Source organism: Nocardia sp. CA-084685 (assembly GCF_050955785.1).
GTDB lineage: Bacteria > Actinomycetota > Actinomycetes > Mycobacteriales > Mycobacteriaceae > Nocardia.
This window is the reverse complement of the sequence record NZ_CP192094.1, coordinates 2,789,657-2,813,713: the sequence shown is the minus strand read 5'-3', so window position 1 is coordinate 2,813,713 and position 24,057 is coordinate 2,789,657. Positions and strand designations below refer to the sequence as shown.

The 24,057-nt window shown below is 64.2% G+C and carries 20 protein-coding genes, 1 tRNA gene and 1 pseudogene; 6 read left to right on the top strand and 16 right to left on the bottom strand.

The features are described 5' to 3' along the window. Positions 1-323 precede the first annotated feature (323 nt). Positions 324-656, top strand: a complete 333-nt coding sequence (locus ACQP2U_RS12685) for a DUF6191 domain-containing protein (RefSeq protein WP_433714832.1) — start codon at positions 324-326, stop codon at positions 654-656. A 282-nt stretch (positions 657-938) separates the two neighbouring features. Here ACQP2U_RS12685 and ACQP2U_RS12680 read toward each other — a convergent pair whose 3' ends face one another. Both ACQP2U_RS12680 and polA read right to left on the bottom strand, forming a co-directional pair. Next, positions 939-2,579 carry an IS1634 family transposase gene (locus ACQP2U_RS12680; protein ID WP_433714831.1) on the bottom strand — a complete coding sequence of 547 codons (1,641 nt, stop codon included), beginning with the start codon at positions 2,577-2,579 and terminating at the stop codon, positions 939-941. Between the two features lie 306 nt (positions 2,580-2,885). After that, positions 2,886-5,630: a DNA polymerase I gene (gene polA, locus ACQP2U_RS12675; RefSeq protein WP_433714830.1), complete on the bottom strand. Its 2,745-nt coding sequence runs from the start codon at positions 5,628-5,630 to the stop codon at positions 2,886-2,888. 121 nt (positions 5,631-5,751) lie between these two features. On the opposite strand from polA, the gene ACQP2U_RS12670 reads away from it, so the two are divergent. Further along, positions 5,752-6,168 (top strand): nuclear transport factor 2 family protein, encoded by a 417-nt coding sequence (locus tag ACQP2U_RS12670; RefSeq protein WP_433714829.1) that lies wholly within the window; start codon positions 5,752-5,754, stop codon positions 6,166-6,168. Positions 6,169-6,181: 13 nt separating this feature from the next. Here the strand turns inward: ACQP2U_RS12670 and ACQP2U_RS12665 are convergent, their stop codons facing one another. From ACQP2U_RS12665 to ACQP2U_RS12630, 8 genes and pseudogenes are all read right to left on the bottom strand, one after another. Continuing rightward, positions 6,182-7,192, bottom strand: coding sequence for a neutral zinc metallopeptidase (locus ACQP2U_RS12665; protein WP_433714828.1), 1,011 nt, complete (start codon positions 7,190-7,192; stop codon positions 6,182-6,184). An 83-nt stretch (positions 7,193-7,275) separates the two neighbouring features. Further along, entirely contained in the window at positions 7,276-8,952 is a 1,677-nt protein-coding gene (locus ACQP2U_RS12660) for a DUF885 domain-containing protein (protein ID WP_433714827.1), read from the bottom strand. Between the two features lie 105 nt (positions 8,953-9,057). Further along, on the bottom strand, positions 9,058-9,753 hold the full coding sequence (locus ACQP2U_RS12655; RefSeq protein WP_397036935.1) for an ABC transporter ATP-binding protein: 696 nt from the start codon (positions 9,751-9,753) through the stop codon (positions 9,058-9,060). Between the two features lie 147 nt (positions 9,754-9,900). After that, positions 9,901-10,851, bottom strand: a pseudogene (locus ACQP2U_RS12650) (ABC transporter ATP-binding protein); the annotation flags it as partial. Continuing rightward, entirely contained in the window at positions 10,848-12,284 is a 1,437-nt protein-coding gene (locus ACQP2U_RS12645; protein WP_433714826.1) for a branched-chain amino acid ABC transporter permease, read from the bottom strand. The gene ACQP2U_RS12645 and the pseudogene ACQP2U_RS12650, both read right to left, overlap by 4 nt. Next, positions 12,281-13,315, bottom strand: coding sequence for a branched-chain amino acid ABC transporter permease (locus ACQP2U_RS12640; protein WP_433714825.1), 1,035 nt, complete (start codon positions 13,313-13,315; stop codon positions 12,281-12,283). Before ACQP2U_RS12640 ends, ACQP2U_RS12645 begins: the two co-directional genes overlap by 4 nt. 98 nt (positions 13,316-13,413) lie before the next feature. Further along, positions 13,414-14,625, bottom strand: coding sequence for a branched-chain amino acid ABC transporter substrate-binding protein (locus ACQP2U_RS12635; protein WP_433714824.1), 1,212 nt, complete (start codon positions 14,623-14,625; stop codon positions 13,414-13,416). Between the two features lie 232 nt (positions 14,626-14,857). Further along, complete coding sequence (locus ACQP2U_RS12630) at positions 14,858-15,475, bottom strand: ANTAR domain-containing response regulator (protein ID WP_040688928.1); 618 nt, start codon at positions 15,473-15,475, stop codon at positions 14,858-14,860. Between the two features lie 224 nt (positions 15,476-15,699). Here ACQP2U_RS12630 and ACQP2U_RS12625 point away from each other — a divergent pair. The 4 genes from ACQP2U_RS12625 to ACQP2U_RS12610 all read left to right on the top strand — a co-directional run bounded on the left by ACQP2U_RS12625 (position 15,700) and on the right by ACQP2U_RS12610 (position 17,910). Further along, positions 15,700-15,783, top strand: a tRNA-Leu gene (locus tag ACQP2U_RS12625). A gap of 225 nt (positions 15,784-16,008) precedes the next feature. Further along, on the top strand, positions 16,009-16,521 hold the full coding sequence (locus tag ACQP2U_RS12620; RefSeq protein WP_433714823.1) for a monooxygenase family protein: 513 nt from the start codon (positions 16,009-16,011) through the stop codon (positions 16,519-16,521). A 244-nt stretch (positions 16,522-16,765) separates the two neighbouring features. Further along, complete coding sequence (locus ACQP2U_RS12615) at positions 16,766-17,386, top strand: low molecular weight phosphatase family protein (protein WP_433714822.1); 621 nt, start codon at positions 16,766-16,768, stop codon at positions 17,384-17,386. A 98-nt stretch (positions 17,387-17,484) separates the two neighbouring features. Further along, a complete protein-coding gene (locus ACQP2U_RS12610) occupies positions 17,485-17,910 on the top strand; it encodes a hypothetical protein (protein ID WP_433714821.1) in 426 nt (141 codons plus the stop codon). Between the two features lie 140 nt (positions 17,911-18,050). On the opposite strand, the gene ACQP2U_RS12605 is transcribed toward ACQP2U_RS12610, so the two are convergent. From ACQP2U_RS12605 to lgt, 6 genes are all read right to left on the bottom strand, one after another. Next, complete coding sequence (locus ACQP2U_RS12605) at positions 18,051-18,959, bottom strand: acyl-CoA thioesterase (protein ID WP_397036682.1); 909 nt, start codon at positions 18,957-18,959, stop codon at positions 18,051-18,053. A 2-nt stretch (positions 18,960-18,961) separates the two neighbouring features. Next, positions 18,962-20,380: a pyruvate kinase gene (gene pyk / locus ACQP2U_RS12600; RefSeq protein WP_397036680.1), complete on the bottom strand. Its 1,419-nt coding sequence runs from the start codon at positions 20,378-20,380 to the stop codon at positions 18,962-18,964. A 105-nt stretch (positions 20,381-20,485) separates the two neighbouring features. Continuing rightward, positions 20,486-21,154 carry an amino acid ABC transporter permease gene (locus ACQP2U_RS12595; RefSeq protein ID WP_433714820.1) on the bottom strand — a complete coding sequence of 223 codons (669 nt, stop codon included), beginning with the start codon at positions 21,152-21,154 and terminating at the stop codon, positions 20,486-20,488. A 6-nt stretch (positions 21,155-21,160) separates the two neighbouring features. Further along, complete coding sequence (locus ACQP2U_RS12590; RefSeq protein WP_397036676.1) at positions 21,161-21,916, bottom strand: amino acid ABC transporter substrate-binding protein; 756 nt, start codon at positions 21,914-21,916, stop codon at positions 21,161-21,163. Between the two features lie 204 nt (positions 21,917-22,120). Further along, positions 22,121-22,648: a TM2 domain-containing protein gene (locus ACQP2U_RS12585; RefSeq protein ID WP_433714819.1), complete on the bottom strand. Its 528-nt coding sequence runs from the start codon at positions 22,646-22,648 to the stop codon at positions 22,121-22,123. Between the two features lie 151 nt (positions 22,649-22,799). Beyond that, a complete protein-coding gene (lgt, locus tag ACQP2U_RS12580) occupies positions 22,800-24,038 on the bottom strand; it encodes a prolipoprotein diacylglyceryl transferase (RefSeq protein ID WP_433714818.1) in 1,239 nt (412 codons plus the stop codon). Positions 24,039-24,057 lie beyond the last annotated feature (19 nt).

Genomic DNA, 24,057 nt, shown 5'->3' with positions numbered 1-24,057 from the left:
CCAGCAGTAAGTAGTCAGTAGCCCGCAGCGAGGGGGCCGGTCCGAATCAGACCCCGCTACGGCGGGTTACTACGAGAAGTCGCCGGGTTGCCACCATCGCGGTAAGCGGAATTAGCACTGCGCTGTCGCGGTCTGCGACATGGAGCGCGGCGCTGTGGCGGTCGGCGGGATACGGCACGCGGATCAGAATAGGACGATCCCGACGCAATGGCAACCATATTCCTCGCGCCGTCGCGCCTACTCGCGAGTATCATCCTCGCAGCTCAGGGGCGTCGCACCAAGGACGGATGGCGAACCGTTCCAGCGACGGTACTTTCGGTCACATGGGTGCCCTTGTCGCCATGACCATTCCCGGATTGGCCGTCCTGCTCATCGGCCTCGCATTCGTCGAGGTGCTGTGGAATCGGCTCACCGGTAGCCGGATACTGCCTTGGTTCAGACACCGCAAGCACACGCCGGTCGCGGCGACCGGATTCGAACAGGTGGCCGCGGCCTTTCAAGGTTCGAAGCACTACGAATTCGAGCAGCGGCAGACGGTACTGATGCATAAGGAAGATAAGTCGGATGGGTCCCCGCCGCGCGATGAAATCGACCTGCGCGCCAGGTCGGCGAAGCTGGTGCGGCGTCACTCGCCCATGAACGACCCTGCGGTCTGACGTAGTACCCGCACCGTCGCCAAAGCTGCCCCAGGGACGATTCCACTATCGATCTCGGCCGGAGCCGGATGTGCCCTGGTTGTCGGCGCGACCCTGGCAATCGGTGTAACCGGTTGCGGCTCCGCTACTTCCGTCCCTGATCCAGGATCTACCAACATGCCTGCGATACAGGCGAACTGCTGGCGACGGACGCTGAAATGCATTGCGGCACATCGGAAATCCGGTGTGCCGCAAGCACCACTCAGTGCGCCCGAGTTTGTTCATTTAGGTTAGTGCGTGACGTCAGCCCCGCAACGCCGCCAGAAGTGCCTGTTCATCGGCCGGGATGTGCGGGGCGAACGTCTGCTGCGCGCCGTTGATCGCGATCGTCGCCGACCGCAGCACCCGCAACCGGCGCACGATCGCCCGGATGCTCTCGCTGGTGCGGTCTTGGGCGGTGCGGGCGACCGCCAGCGCGGTGAACACGAGCGTCAGATGCGCTTCGATCGCATCGCGGGTGCGGGCGAACATCGGCCTGGCGGCGAGGTCGGTCTTCGACATGCGAAACGACTGCTCGACATGCCAAAGGTCGTGGTAGGAACCGATCACCTCACTGGCGGTCATCATGTCGGCGGGCAGGTTCGTGACATATCCCTTCAAGCCCGCGAGGCGGCGGGCCCGCGCGAGCGCGGCCTCGTCCAGGGTCTTGCCGGCCTTGCCGTTCTTCACGAAACGTGGTGCCCTGTCGGCTTTCTCGCCCGCGATGACCGCGCGGGCCTTGGCTTCTTGGGCGTTGAGGGTGCGGTTGTCGCGGACGTAGCGTTTCGTCGAGTAAGCCCAGACCGCCCGCCACGATCCCTGGTGGGTGTCGGGGTCCCAGACCGGTTCAGCGCGGACCGCGGAGTTGTTGTCGACGTTCGCTCCGCGCTTCGGGGTGACGGTGTCGATGACCTGCCCGTCAGCGAATGTCTCACCGTGCCAACGGAAATGGGACTCCAGATCGATCGGTGCCTTGGTGACACGGAAACCGACGATGAACCGCAGGTCGGCGTCGTCGAGGGCGGTCAGGTTCTCCGCCGACAGCATGCCGGCGTCGGCGACGATCACGAACGACTCGAGCCGGTGCCGGGCCTGGAACTGCCGGATGATCGGAACGATCGTGTGCTTCTCAGCCTTGTTACCCTCGAAACAGCCTATCTCCAAAGGGAATCCGTGCCGGTCGACCAACAGCCCGACCACAATTTGTGGGTCGACACGGCGTTCCTTGCTATAGCCGACCTTGCGGAGGCCGTCTTCTTTCTCCGCTTCGAAATACAAGGTCGTGACGTCGTATAGGCAGAGCGACACGTCACCGCTGGTGATGGCGTGGGCGAAGCAGGCTTCGGCGATCCGGTCGCGGTAGCCGCCGCCCTCGGCACCGGCGGCGCGGCCGAGGGTGCGGCGCAGGGTGGAGTAGGAGGCGGGCCCACGGCCCATCTCGGCGAGGACCCGGCCGATGTCGGCCAACGAGGTCGGTTCGACCAGCCGCGCGACGACCAGGTCGCGGAACACGTCGTCTCCGAGGGCGGTGGTGAAGCCGAGGGAGTCGTAAACCGTTGCCAGAGAATCGAACAGCAGCCTCGAGCTGGTGCCGGTAACCCGGCCGGAGCTGACCGGACCGGCCGGTGATGGGGTGGCCGGCGCGGTCTCGAACAACGTCTCCGGCGGGACCGCTGGTTCGCCGAGCAGGGCGGTGCGTTGCTGGACGGGTTCCAGGCCGAGATCGAGCTGGCCCTGGTCACGGTCTTCGACGAGGTCACGGGCTCGGGCGAGCAGGATGCCGAGTTCGGCTTCGGTGTGGGCGGATCCGACGTGGGCGATGATGCGTTGGCGGCCGCTGGTGTATTCGGCGACCTGGACCGCGGTTGCCCCGGATGCTGTGCGGACCCGCCGGATGAACGCCACAACCTGCGACTCTACCGGCCGATTAGTGCGTGAAATCCACCATCCCCGCGACCGTCGTGCCTGGTCAGCGCGGTGCACTCAACTGAAATCCATTGACCTGAACAAACTCAGGATCGATCTCGGCCGGAGCCGGATGTGCCCTGGTTGTCGGCGCGACCCTGGCAATCGGTGTAACCGGTTGCGGCTCCGCTACTTCCGTCCCTGATCCAGGATCTACCAACATGCCTGCGATACAGGCGAACTGCTGGCGACGGACGCTGAAATGCATTGCGGCACATCGGAAATCCGGTGTGCCGCAAGCACCACTCAGTGCGCGGCGGAATCCCAGCTGCGGCCGGTGCCGACGGAGACGTCCAACGGAACCGACAGCGTGATCGCCGAGGACATCTGTTCGCGGGCGAGTGCTTCCAGGGTGTCCCGCTCCCCCTCGGCAACCTCGAAGACCAGTTCGTCGTGGATCTGCAGCAGCATGCGCGAGCGCAGGCCCGCCGCCTTGATCGCCTTGTGCACGTTGATCATCGCGACCTTGATGATGTCCGCGGCGGTGCCCTGGATGGGCGCGTTGAGGGCCATGCGTTCGGCCGCCTCTCGGCGCTGACGGTTGCTGGAGTCCAGATCGGGCAGGTAGCGACGGCGGCCGAAGAGAGTTTCGGTGTAGCCGACCTTGCGTGCCTGTTCGACCACCTCGTAGAGGTAGTCACGAATGCCGCCGAAACGGTCGAAGTAGACCTCCATCTGCTCCTTGGCCTCCTGCGTGCTGATCTTCAGCTGCGTCGAAAGACCGTAGGAACTCAGGCCGTATGCGAGACCGTAGGACATCGCTTTGATTCGGCGCCGCATTTCGGGTGTCACCTCCGACAGCGAGATATCGAAGGCCTTGGAGGCGACGAAGGTGTGCAGATCCTCGCCGGAGTTGAAGGCCTCGATCAGCCCCTCGTCGCCGGAAAGGTGAGCCATGATGCGCATTTCGATCTGGCTGTAATCCGCGGTCATCAGCGATTGGTAGCCGGGACCGACGACGAAGGTATCGCGGATCTGGCGGCCGGTGTCGGTGCGGATCGGAATGTTCTGCAGATTCGGCTCGGTCGAGGACAGGCGGCCGGTGGCGGCGATGGTCTGGTTGAAGGTGGTATGGATACGGCCGTCGTCGGCGACGGATTTGAGCAGCCCATCCACCGTGACCTTGAGCCGGGTGGCGTCGCGGTGTTCGAGCAAATGCCGCAGGAATGGATGCTCGGTCTTCTCGAACAGCGATTCCAGCGCATCGGCGTCTGTGGTGTAGCCGGTCTTGGTGCGCTTGGTCTTCGGCATATCGAGTTCATCGAAGAGCACCACCTGCAGCTGCTTGGGTGAGCCGAGGTTGATCTGTTTGCCGATCACGCCATAGGCTGCATTGGCCGCATCGGTGACCTTATCGGCGAATTGGCGCTGCAGTGCCTCGAGCTGGTCGGTATCGACCGCGATGCCCGCATTCTCCAATTCGGCGAGCACGCCGAGCAACGGCAGTTCCATATCGTCGAGCAGTGCGCTGGATTCGATCTGGCGCAGTTCGCCGTCGAGTGCCTCGGCCAGGTCCAGAACCGCCCTGGCGCGCAGCATTTCGCTCTGCGCCAGCTCGGCGTCCACGGTGTCGGCATCGTCGAGCAGCGACAGTTGCGGGGTTTCGGCGGTTTCAGCGCGCAGTTCGCGATGCAGATAGCGAAGCGACAGATCGTCGAGGTTGAAGCTGCGTTGGCCCGGGCGGACCAGGTAGGCAGCCAGGGCGGTATCGCTGGTCAGACCGCCGAGGCTCCAGCCGCGGCCACGCAGCGCGTGCATTGCCGCCTTGGCCTCGTGCAGCGCCTTCGGTACGGCCGGATCGGCCAGCCAAGCGCCGAGTGCGACTTCGTCTTCCGGGGTGAGCACGGAGACATCGATGTAGCCGCTTTCGCCGTCCGCGGCGGCGATGGCGAGTGCACGTGTGTCGCCATTGCCCGGCGTGCTGGTGCCGACCACCGAAATGCCATGGCGGACACCGACTTTCGCATGTTCGGCGAGCCATGCGGCGACCGCGCCGACCTCGAGCGCGCCGCCGCTGATCTCGAAGCCGGATTCGGCCTCGGGCTCCGGCGGGGCGAGAGTTTCGAAGAGCCGGTCGCGCAGTACCCGGAACTCCAGGTCATCGAAGAGTTGGTGGATCTTGTTGCGATCCCACGGCTGCTGGGCCAACTGATCGGGCGTGTAGGGCAGCGGGACGTCGCGGACCATCTCGGTGAGCTGGCGGTTGAGCACGACACTGCTGAGGTTGGCGCGCAGCGCGTCACCGACCTTGCCCTTCACCTCGTCCACCTTGTCGACGAGGGTGCTCAGATCGCCGTATTCACGAATCCACTTGGCGGCTGTCTTCTCCCCGACGCCCGGGATGCCGGGCAGATTGTCACTCGGGTCGCCGCGCAGGGCCGCGTAGTCCGGGTACTGCGCCGGGGTGAGCTGATATTTGGCCATCACCTCATCCGGGGTGAACCGGGTGAGATCCGAGACGCCCTTGCGTGGGTAGAGCAACGTGACCTCGTCGCTGACCAGCTGAATGGCATCACGGTCACCGGAGACGATCAGGACACGGAAGCCCACGGTGACGGCCTGGGTCGCGATGGTCGCAATCAGATCGTCGGCCTCGAAACCCTCGATCGCCATCACCGGGATGCCCATAGCGCCGAGCACATCCTTGGTGAGTTCGACCTGGCCGCGGAACTCATCGGGCGTGGCATTGCGCCCCGCCTTGTACTCCGGATATGCCTCGGTGCGGAAGGTCTTGCGATTGACGTCGAAGGCCGCCGCGATATGCGTCGGCTTCTCGTCGCGCAACAGATTGATCAGCATCGCGGTGAATCCGTACACCGCATTCGTGGTCTGGCCGGTGACCGTCTTGAAGTTCTCCGCGGGCAGCGCGAAGAATGCGCGGTAGGCAATCGAATGCCCGTCCAACAGCAACAACGTCGGCCGCCCACCACCGGCATCACCGGCTGCCACGGGTACGACGCGGGAACGCTGATCAGTAGTCGCTGGGGTCACGCCTGAGAGTCTAGGGAGCCCCACCGACAATCCACAGCCACGGCACCCCCTTGTGATGCGACACCAGTGAGCCGTCCGATTTCCGCCAGAAGCGGTTCGCTTCGGCGGCCATGATTTCCCGGTGACCACAACTCGCGCAGCACTGCAGAACTTCTTCGCCGCCGAAGCCGCCTACATCACCGAGGGCGCCAACTTCGATGCGATGGCGACATGCCTGGCCCCCGATGTCGTCATGTACCAGGCCGAGCACCTGCCCTACGGCGGTGCATGGCACGGTCCGGACGGCATCGAGAAATTCATGGCGGCGATGCGCCGGACCTGGGCCTCGCTGGAATTCCTCGAGCAGCGATTCGTGGTGGAGGGCGACACGGTCGTCATCTACAACCGCGGCCGCATGCTGGCCCGCGCCACCGGCCGGATGCTGGAAACCTCGGTGATGCAACTGATGACCTTCCGTGACGGGCTGATCGCCGAGATCCGGCCGTTCTATCTGGACACCGCTGCCGTGGTCGAGGTGCTGACCGAAGCGCACGGCTGACAGCAGCACGCACTCATTCCACGTGGGCCGGGGAGCTGTACCAGGTGTTGCACTCCCAGGTATCTCCCTTGTCGGAGCCCCATTTCCACCAGCCCCAGACGTTCTCTTCCGTGCCCTGCATCCGTGGATCACGGGTGGCGTGGCCGCGCTGGACGGCGTGGGATGCTTCGGTCCAGGTTTGTTCATCGATATCGGCGCGACCGAAGTTGGTGCCGATAAACATGCCGGAGAAGCAGCGGGCTTGCAGTTCCATGCGACGGCTTTGTTCGCGACCGGCGGTGGTGTCCCTTCCGACGGTCGAGCGCTTCTCGTTGTAGGCCTGCATGACGCCGATCAGGTTCTGCACATGATGGCCGTATTCGGTACTGAGCACAGCCAATTGGGCGCCGCGGCGCGACCCACTGGACAGCGGCCGCATGGCGTCGTACGGCAGGACCAGTGTTTCCTCGAGGGCGCAGTAGAACGTTGTCGGGCCGTTGCGCAGCCGCTGCACGCATTGGCTCGCCACCTCACGGGATTCGGTGGGGGCGAGTAGCCGCGGCGGATGGAACGGCAATCCGGCGCCGCGCAGCGTCGGTTCCCACGACGCGTCCAGGCAGGCGATCGCGGCCCGATAGAAGGCCCGCGCCGCCTCCGGATCATCGCGCCAGGCGGGCATTTTGCAATCGACCCTGCCGAGTCCGACGTGCTGGGCGAAGAGCGGATGGTCGGCCAGTGCCTGCACCGGGCGGCTCGACGCCGCCGGCATCCCGGCCTGCGATAGCCCGGCCAGCGGCGCGAAGGCGACCGGCGGTGCCCCGTCGCCGATCGGATCCGCCGCCTCGGGTAGAGCACCGGTGAATCCCGGCGTCATCGAATTGTCGGAAACGCTACGCGCAGTGTGTGTTTCACCGGCGCCAGCGGAATGTCCGGTCATGAGCAGACCTGTCGCGGTGAGCGCGCCGACCACACCGAGCACTACCCAGATCAACACGATGCGATTGCCGCGCAACGGACCGAGCCGAGAGCCGAACGTGCCGTTCATGACCTACCTAGAGAGCTCGATCACCGCACATTCATTGGACTCCCGCCCAGCGCGGCACGCAACTCGGGGAACCGCTCAGGGGGTCACAGTGTGGACACGAGTTCGCGCAGCACGGGAAGGCTGACCGAGCCGGAGCCGAGCACCACATCGTGGAACGCCTTGACGTCGAAATCGGCACCGAGTCGTTCGGCGGCGTGCCGACGTTGCCGACGAATTTCGAGCTGACCGACCTTATACGCCACGGCCTGACCGGGAATCGCGATATAGCGATCGATCTCGACCGCGATTTCGGCCAGCCCGACCGGTGCGTTGGCCACCATGAAGTCGATAGCCTGCTGGCGGCTCCAGCCCTTGGCGTGGATTCCGGTATCGACGACGAGTCGGCACGAGCGCCAGGAATCGGCCGCCAACATACCGACGCGTGCCAAATCGTCTTCGTACAAACCCATTTCGTCGGCGAGTCGTTCGGTATAGAGCGCCCAACCCTCGACGAAGGCGGTATTCGCGAACGACTGCCGTTGGAACCGCGGCAGCTGATCGAGCTCGTTGGCTATGGTGAGCTGCAGATGATGCCCCGGAATCGCCTCGTGATAGGCCACCGCCGCTGTCTCGTAGCGGCTGCGGCTGGTGGGTTCGTGCTGGTTGACGAAGTAAGTGCCCGGCCGGGAGCCGTCCGCGGCGGGCTGAAAGTAGTATGCGGCGGGCGCATCCGCGGCCAGGAAATCCGGCACCGGGGCGATCTCGCATGATTCCTTGGGCAGGCGGCCGAACCAGTTGCCCATCTCGGCGACCGCCGCGCCGAGCGCGCGTTGCGCATCGGCCATGATCTCCTCACCACTGACATAACGCAGTTCGGGATCGCGGCGCAGATGGGCGAAGATTTCAGCCGTATCGGCGGTGCCGAACAGCCGGGTACCGATCGCGGCGTACTCCTCGCCCAGCAGCTCCAATTCGGAAAGGCCGAGTTGGTGAATCTCGTCCGCGCCGAGATCGGGCAGGGTGGTGTGGCGGCGCAACTGCCGCCGGTAGATGTCCTCGCCGTCGGCACCGAGCCAGCACAGCCCGCATTTGTCGTCGGGACGGGCGGCGGGCAGCAGTTCGTCGGCCAGGACGTCTCGATAGCGTTGGAAGGCAGGGCGGATCACCGCACGTGCGACCTCGGTGAGTTCGGCCCGCCAGGCGGCCGCACCATCCCAGTCCATCGGCCCGGCGAATGTGGCGAACGGATCGGTGGCGATATCGGAGGCCAGATAGCCGTCGAGTTGGTTGAGCGAGCGTTCGATGGTGATGCGCGCGGGCGCGCGGCCCCCCGCCAAACCGTTGCGGAACTGCTGGACCGCTTGGTCGAGCAGCGTGTCGAACTGGCGATGGCGCCGCACAAGGGCGCGCGCGTGTTCGGGCTCCAGCGCCTTGATCTGGGGCGCCATAATGAGCATTCTGGCGTGCACCCCGTCCATCTGCTCCGACGCCAGTTCGGTCGGCCGCCACGCCAGATTGTCGATGGCCGAATCCAATTCGGTGCGCAGCAGACTGCGCGTGACCCGATCGGTTCCGTCCAGTTCTTCGGCATCGAGGCCGGCGACCTGATCGCGCAACTCACGCAGGGTCGCCAGCAGCCGCTGCTCGGCTTCGGGCGAAAGATCCTCGACGCGGTCGTCGAAGCGGTGGTCGCCGAGCAGAGTGGCTGTGCTCGGCGCGGCCGCCAGCACGCTGTCCCAGTAGCGGTCGGCCAGATTCGTCAGTTCGTTATGCCCGTCCACAGCGCCATTCCTCCGGTAGTGGTCGTTGGGCGCGCCAGCGCCCAACACTGGCCAGCGTGCACATCCCGACATAATGCCTCGAGGCGGCCACGGACGGTCCGACTTCTAGCCCACGCCCAGGTAGGCCGACTTCACCGCAGGATCAGTGAGCAGATCCCCGCCGATACCGCTCTTGGTGACCTCACCGGTCTCCAGGATGTAGGCGCGGTCGCTGCGGGTCAGCGCCTGTTGGGCATTCTGCTCGACCAACAGTACGGTGGTGCCCTGCTGGTTGATCTCGCTGATGATCCGGAAGATCTGCTGAATCACCATGGGCGCCAACCCCATCGACGGTTCGTCGAGCAGCAGCAGGCGCGGGCGGGCCATCAGTGAGCGGCCGATGGCCAGCATCTGCTGCTCACCGCCTGAGAGCGTGCCGCCGACCTGTTTGCGTCGCTCGGAGAGCCGAGGGAACAGCTCGAAAACCCACTCCAGTGTCTGGCCGTACTCCGCCTTCTGCTTGAAAGCCCTTCCATAGCAACCCATATCGAGGTTTTCCTGGACCGTCATACCGGGGAAGACGCCTCGGCCCTCCGGTGCCTGGATCAACCCGTGCGTGACCCGCTCGTGCGCCTTCATCTGGGTGATGTCGCGGCCTTCGAATCTGATCTTGCCGCCGGTCAGCGGTAGCAAGCCGGACAGCGCACGCATGGTGGTGGTCTTACCGGCGCCGTTTGCGCCGAGCAAGGTCACCAGCTCACCCTCCGCGACTCGCAGCGATACCCCATGCAGCGCTTGAATTCTGCCGTAATTGACGACCATATCGTCGACCTCTAGCAGCGGCGGCGCTTCGCTGAAGTCGCGCGGCTGCGGCTTGTTGTGCTCGTCACCGGCCGGGGCGGGCTCGTCGACGGACTTTTCCGGTTCGACCACTTCGGTTACGGCGGTTGGCTTTTCGGCCGCCGCGGCCTCGGCATCGGGCACACCCAGATACGCCGCGATCACATCCGGGTTGTCGCGGATCTCCGCGGGCAACCCGTCGGCGATCTTGCGGCCGAACTCCAGCACCACGATCCGGTCCGTGACACCCATCACCAGGCGCATATCGTGCTCGATCAGCAGCACGGTGAACCCGTCGTCGCGGATCTTGCGGATCAGATCCATCAGCGCCGATTTCTCGCTCGGATTGAACCCGGCGGCTGGTTCGTCCAAGCAGAGCAGTTTCGGCTCGGTGGCCAGCGCGCGTGCGATCTCCAATCGGCGCTGATCGCCATAGGAGAGATTGCGCGCCTTCTCCACCGCACGCGGTGCGATACCGACGAACTCGAGCAGGGCCATGCCGCGCTCGATCGCGTCCTTTTCTTCGCTGCGGTGCCGCGGCGTGCGGAAAATAGCACCTGGCACCGAGGTCTTATGCCTGGCGTCGGTGCCGACCACCACGTTCTCCAGCGCGGTCATCTCGCCGAAGAGCCGCACATTTTGGAAGGTGCGGGCGATTCCGAGTCGGGTGATCTCGTTGCGCTTGGTCTTCGTCAGCGGTTTACCGTCGAAATACACCAGACCCGAGGCCGGTTTGTAGACACCGGTAATGGCGTTGAAGCAGGTCGTCTTGCCCGCGCCATTCGGCCCGATCAGCCCGAGAATTTCGCCGCGGCGGATCTCGAAGCTGACCTTGTCCAGAGCGGTCAGACCACCGAACTTCACCGTCAGCCCATCGGTGCGCAGCAGCGGCTCACCAACAGCGGTCTCGATTTCGCGATGCGGCGCAACCACATCCGCGACGACCTCGGCATCGGCGAGCACCGGGATCACGGCGGTGACGTCGACTTCGCCCGCGCTCTCGACCTCGGGCGGCGCCGCATAGCCTGCCGCCATATCCTCGTTGTCGAACAACGCGTCACCCGCGCCCGGCCCGGTCATCGTTGCGCTCCGATCAGTTCACGCTCACCCGGTTTACGCACGGCCTGATACACCTGCCTACCGAAGGTCAACAGTTTCTGCCGCACCGGGAACAGACCTTGTGGCCGCAGAATCATCATGACCACCAAGGTAATTCCGAAGTACATGTATTTGAGGTCACCGAGGGACTGCGCACCGCCGACGCGGAACAGCAACACGCTGCCGAGCAGCAGTGCCCCCATGACACCGGTGACAACCATGCCGATAATGCAGGCACGCCGCAGCCACACGCCCAAACTGTCGCCCTTGTATTTCCATACGAGAACCAGCCCGACGAAGACCAGCACGTCGATGGCCAACAGGATGTATCCGGTGGACTCATTGCTCACCAATTTCACCGACTGCAGCCGCGCGGGCAGATAGGCGATGATGAACGCGCCGAAGATGACTCCGAGCTTATTGCCCTGACCACCGATGACGACCGCGCACAGGAACAGCATCGAATTGATGATGTTGAACCCGGTCGGATTGATGAACTGCACTTGACCGGCATAGATCGCACCGGACATGCCGCCGACGGCAGCGCCGATCAGGAAGGCCCACAGCTTGAATTTGAAGGTCGGCACGCCCATGATCTCGGCGGCGTCCTCATCCTCGCGAATGGCCACCCAGGCGCGCCCGACCCGGCTGCGCTCCAGATTGCCGACGATGAGCAGCACGATGATCACCAGCACCATCGCGAACCAATACCACCAGGTGCCGTAACTGGCCCGGTCGAGCAGATTCGCACTGTCGGCATTGCCGCTGTTACCGCCGGAGAAGACACCCTCCGGCTTGCTGTCGGACGCACCGATGTGCGGGAAGGCGACACCGGAAAGACCCAGGCTGCCATTGGTGATATCGGAGAGATTGTCGGCGAGCAGTCGCACGATCTCACCGAAGCCGAGAGTGACGATCGCCAGATAGTCACCGCGCAGCCGCAGGGTCGGGGTGCCGAGGATGATGCCGGAAATGGCCGTCACCGCGACCGCGATCGGCAGGCAGGCCATCCAGGCCCAGGTCGGATTCAGCCAGCCGCCGTCGGTCTGATTCCACGGACTATTCGGGCTGGTGAGCAGGCCGACCGTATACGCGCCGATGGCGTAGAAGCCGACGTAGCCGAGGTCGAGCAGACCTGCCTGCCCGACAACGACATTCAGACCGATAGCGATCAGCGCGTACATCGCGACCTGCGCCATGACCAGACCGAAGTTGTAGCCGGGGGTATCCAGCAGCGGCGGTGGGAACAGCGGAAGCAGTGCGAGCAGAATGAGTATCGGCACGCCGACACCCCATTGCGCGGGACGGCTCAGACCGTCCCACCAGGTCCGAATCGAATCTCCTACACCGTGTCGCGGCGCGGCCGCCGTGGGTGTCTCGGGTACGGAGTCAGGGGTTTTGGTCGAGTCGGTCATGCGCGGGCCCTCCCGAGACTTTCACCGAGGATGCCGGTCGGGCGCACCATCAGCACCAGCACCAGCACGACGAACGCGACGACATCGCGCCACTCCGAACCGAGCAGCGATTGGCCGTACTGTTCCACCACACCGAGCAGGATGCCCCCGAGCAATGCGCCGCGCAGATTGCCGATGCCGCCGAGCACCGCTGCGCTGAATGCCTTGATGCCGAGAATGAATCCGCCGGAGTAGATGATGCCCTGCGGAATCTTGATCGCGTACAGCAGCGCGGCCGCACCGGCGAGCACACCGCCGATGAAGAAGGTCAACATAATGACCCGCTCCCGCGAAACGCCCATCAGCGTCGCGGTGTCGGGATCCTGGGCGACGGCGCGGATGCCGCGCCCGAATTTGGTCCGATTGATCAGCACCTCGGTCACGATCGCCAGCGCGATCGCCGCGAGCACGATCAGCAGTTTGATGTTGTCGACATCGGCGCCGAAAAAGCTGAACTGCACGCTCGGCTCGACGAGTTTGATCGGCTGCTGCGCATTGGTGCCGCCGAGTTTGGGATTGATCTTCGGCAGGATGAAGTGCACGAATTCCTGGAGCACGAACGACATACCGATCGCCGTGATGAGGAAGCTCAGCGGTTTGGCCCCGCGTTTACGCAATGGCCGATAGGCCACGCGCTCCAATCCGACCGCGGCGCCGCCGGATACCAGCATGCCGATGATCATCGCCAATGCGAGATAGGTGACGGTCAGGATGATGCCCTGGGTGTAGACATCGGGATTCGCCACGAATCCGAACAGCATGAGCCCGACCAATTGACCGAACATGCCGAGCATGAATATTTCCGAATGGGCGAAATTGATCAGCCGCAATACGCCGTAGACCAGGGTATAGCCCACGGCGACCAAGGCATAGATTGAGCCGTAGGTCACCCCGTCGACGGTCAGTCGCCAGAAGTTATCGATCACTCCGTGGTAGTTGAAGTCGATCGAGCCGGCGAGTTGTGCTGCACCGGCCAATGCCGTTGATGTCATTCGTCTTTTGCCCTCATTGAATTCGCCCACCCGACACGGCGGCACGTACGGGGATTCGCACGAACCCCTGTACGTGCCGCCGTGCTGGTTGTCTAGGGCTACTTGACCTCGTAGATCCAGATCAGTGCGTTGGCCAGTTCACCGGTCGGGTTCCACTTGTACTGACGCGCAAGACCGTTGCCGTCATAGGACCGCACGTATTCCAGCAGGTCCGGGCGGGTGAGCTTGCCGCCATCGATGCCCTTGGCCAAGATCGTGGTCAGATCGTAGCCCTCGACCGAGTACACGCCCGGCTCCGCGCCATTGAGCGCCTTGTAGTCGGCCGCGAACTTATCCGGCGCCGGACCACACGGGCAGGACAGTACCGCGCCCTTGGACGAGCTACCGGCCTGAGCGACGAACTGCGGATCGTTGGTGCCGTCGGCGGAGACGAAGACCGCCTTGACGCCACCGGACTTCAACTGCTGGGCGAGCGGGGCACCCTCGGAGTAGTAACCGGAGTAGAAGACAGCATCCGGCGCGGCGCTCGCGATCTTGGTGACCGTGGCGGAGAAGTCCTTGTCGCCCTTTTTGATGCTGGCATTGCAGCCCGCGTCGTTGGCGGAGCCGAGGCCCTCGATGATCGTCTTGGCAAGACCGGTGCCGTAGTCGGTGTTGTCCTGGATGACGCAGACTTTCTTGTAGCCAGCGGTGTTGACCAGGTACTTGCCGACCGACGGACCCTGCACGCCGTCATTGGCCAGGCCGCGGAAGAAGCTGGTCCAGCCGTTCTGGGTCAGCGTCTCATTGGTGGCCGAGGCGGTCGTCGAGACCAGGCCGGCATCGCTGAGGATCTTGCCGGTCGCCTTGGTCTCACCGGAGAACGCCGGACCGACCAGACCGATGATCGACTTGTCGTTGACGATCTGCGGGATGACCTGGGTGGCCTTCTGCGGATCGCCCTCCGTGTCGAACTGCTTGAGCTCGATCTTGCAGCCCGGGTTGGCCTTGTTGTGTTTGTCCAGCGCGAGCTTGACGCCGTCGACGATATTGATGCCGAGGGCGGCGTCCGGTCCGGTGAGCGCGCCCGCCATGGCGATCGCGGTGCCCGCGGGGCAGGTGGCCTTGCCGTCGCCCGCCGGGTCGGCGGCCGCGGCGCTGTCCGACTTCGGCACCTGCTTGCCGTTGGCGTCGATCTGCATGACCGGCTGGATCTTCAGTCCGCCCGCGCCACTGGTGCCGGAGGTGCCCGAACCACCGTCGGTCGATTTATCGCTACACCCCGTCAGCACGAGCGCGGCGGCGGCACCGATGGCCAATGCACCCCGCATCGAACGACTGCGCCATGTCGAACTAAGCACGTTTCACCTCTACGTCCTGTGCTCCCCCGGGCTCTCCTCCGAGGAGGCCGACCACGTCAGCCCGGTCAGAACATAGCGTTGCTACGTTAGCTGCGCATCACATTCGGATCATCCGATCGACTTCGTTTCGAATTTTTCATCGCGATCGGGTTTCCGGAAAGTAAAATTTCCGGCCTTGAACGGCCGGGGCGAAAGGAAGGGCCTACTTGGGCGCCAGATTTTCCAGCACGACCTCGGCTACCGCCTTCATGGTAGTGCGGCGGTCCATCGCCGTACGCTGAATCCACTTGAATGCCTGCGGTTCCGACAAGCCCTGGGTCTGCATGAGCACACCCTTGGCGCGCTCCACCAGCTTGCGCGTCTCGAGCCGGTCGGCCAGATTGGCGACCTCGCTCTCCAGCGCGGTGATTTCGTGGAAGCGGCTAGCCGCCAATTCGATGGCAGGCACCAGATCCGACTTCGTGAACGGCTTGACCAGATAAGCCATCGCACCGGCATCGCGCGCCCGCTCGACCAGGTCGCGCTGACTGAAAGCGGTCAAAATGACAACCGGCGCAACACGTTTCGACGCGATCTCGGCCGCGGCATCGATGCCGTCGCGGCGCGGCATCTTCACATCCATGATGACCAGATCCGGCCGATGCTCCACCGCCAGATCCACCGCCTGCTGGCCGTCGCCCGCCTCACCGACAACCTGATAGCCCTCTTCGGTCAGCATCTCCACCAGATCCATGCGGATGAGCGCTTCGTCTTCCGCGACGACGACCCGCTTCGCCCCGGCGTCCCGCTTCGTGCCGGCGCCCCCTGCTGTGTTGCTCATAGGTAGACCCCTCTGGTTCCGATGCCGTGTCCCGACACGCGAATGAGTGGCCGTGGTCCGGGCAACGGTCCATCGCGCCCACACTGTCGCCGTCGAGTGATGTAAAGAGTACCTTTCAGTTGCGCATACAACCCATATACCCTGCGCAAACCGGGTGATGATCACTTCCTACCCAGCCCATTCGTGATTTTCGACAGTGACACGCTATGCTTTCCCACCGGTGCGCCGATTTGGCGGAACTGGCAGACGCGACGGTCTCAAAAACCGTTGTCCGAAAGGACGTGTGGGTTCGAGTCCCACAATCGGCACTGTGTTTGTGACGGGCTCATGCTCACAGAGAGCATGAGCCCGTCTCATTTCGTCATCACACCGGGGGTGCACCCCCGGGACCACCCTGCCGTGGTGGCGCTATCGGCGGATGTCGCGGCTTCGCGCTATCAGCGCAACCGGGTCGAATGATCGAACTGGGGCTCGGGCTGTGTCGTAGTTCCAGCGTAGGGTTGCAAGTAGGCAGCCGATACGGAGGTGCCTCGATGCGGATTAACAGGACCACTGTCGATCTGTCCGGGTATCCGGATCTGGTCGTCATTTATATCGGGATGCGGGTGCGCAAACCCCGCGGAATCCTGCGTTTGCTCGGTCTGGGCCCGAAACTGTATCGGTCACACAAGGATCGGCCGGACGGGCTGTTATCGCACGAGGATGTGATCTGGTCGCTGTTTCCGCCGCATTGGGGAGCGCGGCAGTATTGGCGGGATCTGGATTCGCTGGAACGGTGGACACGCTCTGCGCCGCACCGGGATTGGTGGCAGAAGTTCTTGCGCGACTCCGGCGGGACGGGATTCTGGCACGAGGCCTACTTCATGCGCGGCGGTATCGATGCGATGTACGACGATATGGGAGCGGCCTCCGGCCTGCCGCGGTTCGCACCCGTCGTAGCCTCGCGGGGTCGGATGTTCACCACCAGGGGTCGGGTGCACGGCGAGGACGCCAAGGAGGCACCCGTGGTCGCCGAATCCGCTTACTACGGTGGAGAGTCCGAGTAAATCCGATCCCCAACCGTGGCAATACTGTGATGGTTGAGACCGCGCGCGCCGGGTACCTTCGGCAGGACGCCCAGACCTCGATTAGCCATCGGCCGCCTGTCGGCAACGCGTATCGAGCGTCTCTCTGGATACCGGGGCGTACTTTGTGTACGGCACTTGACCAGCAGATGAATATGTATTCCGCGGGCTGTGATTCGATGTCGACGGCCTTCTGGTCGGTCCGTGCGCGGCCTACCGTATCCCCATGCACGTCCTGTTCGTCTGCAACGGCAATGTCTGTCGTTCGGCAATCGCCGAGCGGCTCACCCGCGCCGTAGCGGTCGAATACAACCTGCCCGGTCTCACCGCCGAGAGTGCGGGAACCCGTGCGCTGGTTGGCTTTCCGATCGAGCCGCTGGCCGCGCGGACCATCGAGGGACTCGGTGCCGACGCCGACCATTTCCGGGCACGCAAACTCGCGCCAGAGATGATCGACCGCGCGAATCTGGTGCTGGCCATGACCGAGCAGATCCGGGCTCAGGCGGCGCAGATGGCGTTCGGCGCCGGATCGCGCACCTTCACCCTGCTGGAAGCACATCGCATCGCCAAGGTCACCGGCGCCGAGACGATTGCCGATCTGCACCACGCCCGCCACGACCTCGCCCTCGTCGGCCGGGAGAATATCGCCGACCCGGTCGGACTGTCGGAAGTGGCGTTCTGCGAAGTAGGCGACCGCATCGCCGAGGCATTGGTGCCGCTGCTGCTGGCCTTGGCGCCGCGCGAGCAGCAGCGGTCGGTCGACGACGAACGCCCCGGCCTCGTAGTGGCCCCCGGGGCGCGCCCCGCGCCACTGGCCGCCTTCCTTGCCGCCCAGCGGATCCGCTGACACGCAGGGCCCGGTGTCCAATTAGCGGGTAAAGCGATTACACTCGCGCGCGGAATAACTTCCGCCGTTGATGGTTCGACACACGACAGGAATCAGACATGCCGAAACGAATTTCGGATGTTTCGCTCCATGTTTATGTGACACCGGAAACCCTCGATCGCGTCGTAGATTCGGTACGCGCGGTGGTGGACGACCACCTCCAGGACCGCGATGTCTTCGCGTGGCGCTTCACATTGCCAGTCGAGTCCGACGCCCCAGAGCACCTACTACTAGAAACCCAATGGCGCGTAGAGCATCCCGACCAAGAGCAGGGGGCAAGACGCACCTATGAGATCGCACTGAGCCTGGTCGGTGCGCCGCGTGATCTGACCGCACCGAGCCTGAGCGCGCTGGAGAAGCGCCTGATGTTGGAAACCGCAAGCTGCCCAATGGATCTGGAGATTCCGCGGACCATCCGTGTGCAGCGCCGCGACAGCTTCGACTTCGAAACCGAGCGCGAACGGTTCCGCCTGCCCGGATATTGAGGCCATACCGGTCAGGCGACACTGAGGTCGTGTACAGGTCCTACGGCGTGTGCCGCAAGGCTTTTGGGTGTTCCCGACGAGGGCACCCATGTGCTTACGAAATCAGTTGTCACTGTCCGCAAACACATGAGCACCCGAACTCAACGGCGCGCCGGGAAGTGGCGGATAATGCCTTCCTGGACGGTGGTGGCAAGCAATTCGCCACTGCGGGAGAAGAACCGGCCTGTGGCAAGGCCACGCGACCCCGCCGCCACCGGGGACTCGGTCGCGTAGAGCGCCCAATCGTCGAAGCGGAACGGGCGGTGGAACCAGATCGAATGGTTGATCGTCGCGGCCACGATACGATCCAGACCCCAGGACAGACCGTGTGTGGTGATGATCGAATCGAGCACCGTGGTGTCGGACGAATAGCCGAGCGTCGCAACGTGAATTAGCGGATCATCGGGCAGTCGGCCGTCCGCGCGCATCCACACGCGGTTGTGGTTGAGCCGCTCCCCCGTACCCTTCAGGATCCAGGCCGGGTCGTTGGTGTAGCGCATATCGATCGGATGCGGCGCCTTGACGAACATCTCCAGCTTGTCTTCCAAGCCGGCGAAACTCTCCTCGACGCGCGGCAGCGTCTCCGGATCCGGCACCTCCGGCTGGGCATGCGCGTGCTCGAGCCCCTTGCCCCAATCCTGGAACGCGGCGAGCATGACGAACAACTCCTGCCCGTCCTGGGTCGCGGTGACCGTGCGGTTGGCCAGTGAGCGCCCGTCGCGGTGGCGGTCGACCTGATACTCGATCGGCTTCTTCACATCGCCACCACGCACGAAATGTGCGTTGACGGCGTGTAGCGGACGGTCACCATCGACCGTCCGTCCCGCCGCCATGATCGCCTGCGAAACCAGCTGACCGCCGAACGTGCGGCTCCAGACCTTCTCCGGATGCTGGCCGACGAAGACATCCTCGTCGACCTGTTCCAGATCGAGCAGTCCGAGCAGCACCTCGAGATCGGTTCCCTCCGCTGCGGCCCCGAGGCCGACAGTGCCACCTAGCGAAGCAGTCACGACTAATGGTCCTCCTCACCGATACGGTGCACGTGGATCAGATTGGTGGAGCCGACAGTACCGGGCGGGGAGCCAGCCACGATTACCACCAGATCACCTTTTTGGTATCGCTCCATGGACAGAAGTGCTACATCCACCTGGTGGATCATCGCATCAGTGCTGTCCACGGTCGGGACGATGAAGGTTTCGGTGCCCCAGGTGAGCGACAGCTGGCTGCGCACTTCGGGAAGGGGGGTGAACGCCAGCAACGGCAGCGGAGTGTGCAGACGAGCCAGGCGACGAACCGTATCGCCGGACTGGGTGAAGGCGACCAGCGCCTTGGCATTGAGCCGCTCGCCGATATCGCGGGCGGCATAGGAGATGACACCGCGCTTGGTGCGCGGCACGTGGGTCAGCGGTGGCACCCGGGTGGATTCGGTCTCCACCGCGTGCACGATCCGCGCCATGGTGCGAACCGTCTCGATCGGATACGCGCCGACCGAGGTCTCACCCGACAGCATCACCGCATCTGCGCCGTCGAGCACCGCGTTGGCCACATCGGAGGCCTCGGCGCGGGTCGGGCGGGAGTTCTCGATCATCGACTCCAGCATCTGGGTCGCGACGATGACCGGCTTGGCATTCTCGCGGGCCATCTGGATGGCCCGCTTCTGCACGATCGGCACCTGCTCGAGCGGCAGTTCGACGCCGAGGTCACCGCGGGCGACCATGACCGCGTCGAAGGCCAGCACGATGGCCTCGAGATTGTCGATTGCCTCGGGCTTCTCCAACTTGCCGATCACCGGCACGCGGCGGCCGACCCGGTCCATCACATCGTGCACCAGCTCGACATCCGAGGGTGAACGCACAAAGGACAGCGCGATGAAGTCGACGCCGAGTTTGAGCGCGAATTCGAGGTCCTCGATGTCCTTATCCGACAGCGCGGGCACGGACACATCCATACCCGGCAGCGAGACGCCCTTGTTATTGCTGACCGGTCCGCCCTCGGTCACCCGGCAGACGACATCGTTGCCCTCGACCCCAATGACGGTGACGCCGACCTTGCCGTCGTCGATGAGCAGGCGGTCGCCCGGTTTGGCGTCCTTGGCCAGTTCCTTGTAGGTGGTGGAGACGCGATCGTGGGTGCCATCGATCTCGTCGACGGTTATGCGGACCTCTTCACCGCTGGCCCATACGGTCTTACCGTCTATGAAGCGGCCCAGCCGGATCTTCGGTCCTTGCAGGTCGGCGAGAATGCCGACCGCCCGTCCGATATGGTCCGCGGCCTGCCGCACCTTCTTGTAGTTCTCGGCGTGGTCGGAGTGTTCGCCATGGCTGAAATTCAGCCGCGCCACATCCATACCGCTCTCGACGAGTTCCCGAATACGTTCCTCGGTAGCGGTCGCTGGGCCGAGAGTGCACACAATCTTCGTCCGTCGCATCACGAGTAGAGCCTAGTCCCGTGTAGTACCACCGGCCTGCTGTGGCCATGGTGAAAGCTAGGTGAAAAATATGTACGAAGGCTCAGTGGAAAGTACAAATGGGGCTCGTCAGCGTGCGACATGGCGCGACAGCCGCGTTTCCAGGCGGGTCTGGCCGAAGCCCAGGATCAGACAGATCACCCAGTAATACAGCGCGGCGACGCCGTACAGGGCGAAAAAGTCGAAGGTCGGGGCGGCCGCCAGCTGCGCGGTGCGCAGTAGTTCGGTCACGAGGATGGTCGAAGCCAGCGAAGTGTCCTTCACCAGGGAGATGAGCGTATTGGACAGCGGCGGCACGGCAATGCGCGCGGCCTGCGGCAGGATGATCAGCCGCAACTCCTGGGCATAGGACATGCCAAGGGCCTTGGCCGCCTCCCATTGTCCTTCCGCGACGCTCAGGATGGCGGCGCGCACGACCTCGGCGGCGTAACCGCCGACATTGAGGCTGAATGCGATCACCGCCGCCGGAAACGGATCGATGACGATATCGAACTGCGGCAGCGCATAGAACACGATGAACAGCTGCACCAACAGGGGTGTGCCGCGAATGATCGAGATGTAGAACCGTGCGGGCGCCGAAAGCAACCGCAGCGGCGACATCCGCGCCAACGCCACGAACAACGCGATGACCAGACCGATGCCGAAACTGATGGCGGTCAGCGGGATGGTCTTATCGATCGTGGCCTGCAGCATCGGCCACAGGTTGTGCCAGATCAGTTCCCTGGTCGCGGGATCCACGGGCGGTTATTTGCTGACGTCGGTGCCGAAGTACTTTTCCGAGATCTTGGCCAGCGTGCCGTCGGCGCTCAATGCTTCGAGGGCGGTGTTGATCTGGCCGATCACGGCGTCGTCCTTGCGTGCGGCGAACGCCTGGTGGCTGACCTCGCCGGTCTTGGCCGCAACCCGCACACTGGCATCGCCGTTCTTCTTGGTGTACTCGAGAACCGCGAGACTGTCGTTGACCGTGGCATCGACGCGGCCGGTCTTCAGCAGCTGAATGGCCTGCACGAAGCCTTCCACCGCTTCGACCTTCGCGCCCGCGCCCTGGGCGACCTTGGCCCAGTTGCTGGTCGCGGACTGCGCGGTGGTCTTGCCGTTGAGATCGGCGAGCGAGGTGATGCTGTTGTTATCCGCGCGGGTGACGATCACGCCCTCGGAGGTGGTGTACGGCTGCGACAGCGAGTACTTGGCCTTGCGCTCGTCATTGATCGTCACCTGGTTGGCGACCAGATCGAAGCGCTTGGATTCCAGACCCGCGAAGATCGCATCCCACGGCGTCTGCACGAACTCGATCTTCTTGCCGATCTTTTCCCCGACCGCCTGGATCACCTCGACGTCGTAGCCGGTGAGCTTGCCATCCGAACCCTGGTAGCTGTACGGCGAGTAGGTGCCTTCGGTGCCGACCTTCAGCACGTTCGGATCGCTGCTGCTGCCGCAGGCGGTGAGCCCGGTAGCGGTGACGATGGCGAGCATGGCGGCGGCGAACAGCTTGCGGCGCACTGAAGTCCCTCTCTTCGGTGTCTGGACTGCGGACAATGTCCACACACGGCAAAAAACCCGGCTCAGGCTACGCCAGGAAAATGCCAACCGAAAGTATTGCGATCATGGTGCGCCGAATCCTCGCACAGCCCGCCGGAAATGGCGACGGCCCGGTCGCATCGTCATCCGACGCGACCGGGCCTGTCGGTCGATTGTTCGCGGCGCTCAGTCGCGCAATGGCCGCCCGAGGCTGTCGGGCACCTTGCCGGTCAGCATCATGATGCCGTCGATCAGCGGCCAGATACCGCCGAAACCGCAGGTCAGCCAGGTTACCGCGATCTGCGCGATGGCGATGCCGGTGTGCCCGGTGTAGAAACGGCCGACACCGAAGCCGCCGAGGAAAATCTGCAGCAGACCCGCGGTCAGCTTCTGCTTATCCGAGAACGGCACGCCGAACGGGTCGCGACCGTAGGGCGCTTCCGGATCGTTCGGGTTGTAGCCGCCGCCCGGATACGGCGCGGGCGGGTAGCCGCCCGGCTGCTGACCATAGGGATCGGGCTGGCCATACTGCGGCTGGCCATACTGCGGCTGGCCATACTGGGGCTGACCGTACTGCGGCTGCTGCTGGTTGTACGGATCCGACGGATACTGCTGCCCGGGAGCATCGGGCTGCTTGTTCAGGTCCGGCCCCGTCCCAGGCGGACCGTACTGGGGGCCGCCGAAGCCTGGCTGGTTCTGGTAGGGGTCGGTCACTAAATGTCCTCCATCATTCGTGCATTTCGACGAGTACTCACTCGTCTCCCCGCGTATTTTGCCGGGCGATTGGACGCCCGAGGGTATCGTCGCGGACACGCCTTCGCGTGTCTACTCGGTACACCGACGAGTTGCCCACGTCGCTATGGGATCAGCCGTCTTTTTTCGAAGTTTCGACCTTGCCCGGCTCGGCGTCCGAGGTTTCGGACTCCGTTGGGTTATCGCCGGCGGTATCCGGTTCGTTGCCGGAGTTCTCGGTTTTTGTCAGATTCGGATGCTCGGCGGCCTCGTCCTCGATCTTCTCCGACCCGTCGTCCTTGTTATCGGGTTCGGCACCGTCGACTCCGGCGGACGCAGCTTCCTTCTTCCCGGCGCTGTGCTTCGACGGCGCTGCTTCCGCGAGCGCGGCTGCCTTCGACGCGGCCTCGGATTCGGCGCCCGCCGCACGCAGCGCCCCCAGCTGCCACGGCCACGGTCGCGCGACCGTCGACGGCCGCAGTTGATCGGCGGTCTCCCTGCCCTTGGTCGCGAATACGAAATAGGCGACGGCGGCGAGGAATACGAGTGCCGAGGTGAACGAGTTGACGCGGATGCCCGCGATCTTGGTGGCCTCGTCGTCGCGCAGCAGTTCGACGAAGAAGCGGCCCAGGCAGTACCCGGCGACATAGAGCGCGAACAGGCGGCCGTGCCCGATGCGGTAGCGCTTATCGATCTGCACCAGCAGCACCACGATCAGCAGGTTCCAGACCATCTCGTACAGGAACGTCGGCTGCACGACCTTGTCCACGACGCCGGTGGAGACGCCGTTCATCATGTCGAGCTTGCCCTGATCGTCGAAGCGCAGGTAGATCTCGAGACCCCACGGCAGCTCGGTTTTGCGGCCGTAGAGCTCCTGGTTGAAATAATTCCCGAGCCGTCCGATGGCCTGGGCCAGCAGAATCGGCGGCGCGATCGCATCGCCCAACGCGGGCAATGGAATTCGGTAGACCCGGCAGCCGATCCAGGCGCCGACGCCGCCGAGAAAGACCGCGCCCCAGATGCCGAGCCCGCCCTGGTAGATCTTCAGCGCATCGATCGGGTGGCCGTCGGCGCCGAAGTACTTCTGCCAGTCGGTGGCAACGTGATAGAGCCGCCCACCGACCAGACCGAAGGGCACCGCGAACATCGCGACATCGAGGATCGCCCCCTTCTGCCCGCCGCGCTCCTGCCAGCGCCGTTCACCCCACCAGATGGCGACAACGATGCCGATGATGATGCATAGGGCGTAGGCCCGTAGCGGGAATGGACCGAGATGCCATACGCCCTGGGACGGGCTGGGAATGTAGGCCAGCACATCAGCGGTGACGGCACCGTTGCTCAGGACGCTGTCTGCGAGGACTCGTAAGGTCACGGCCCCAACCGTAGCGGAG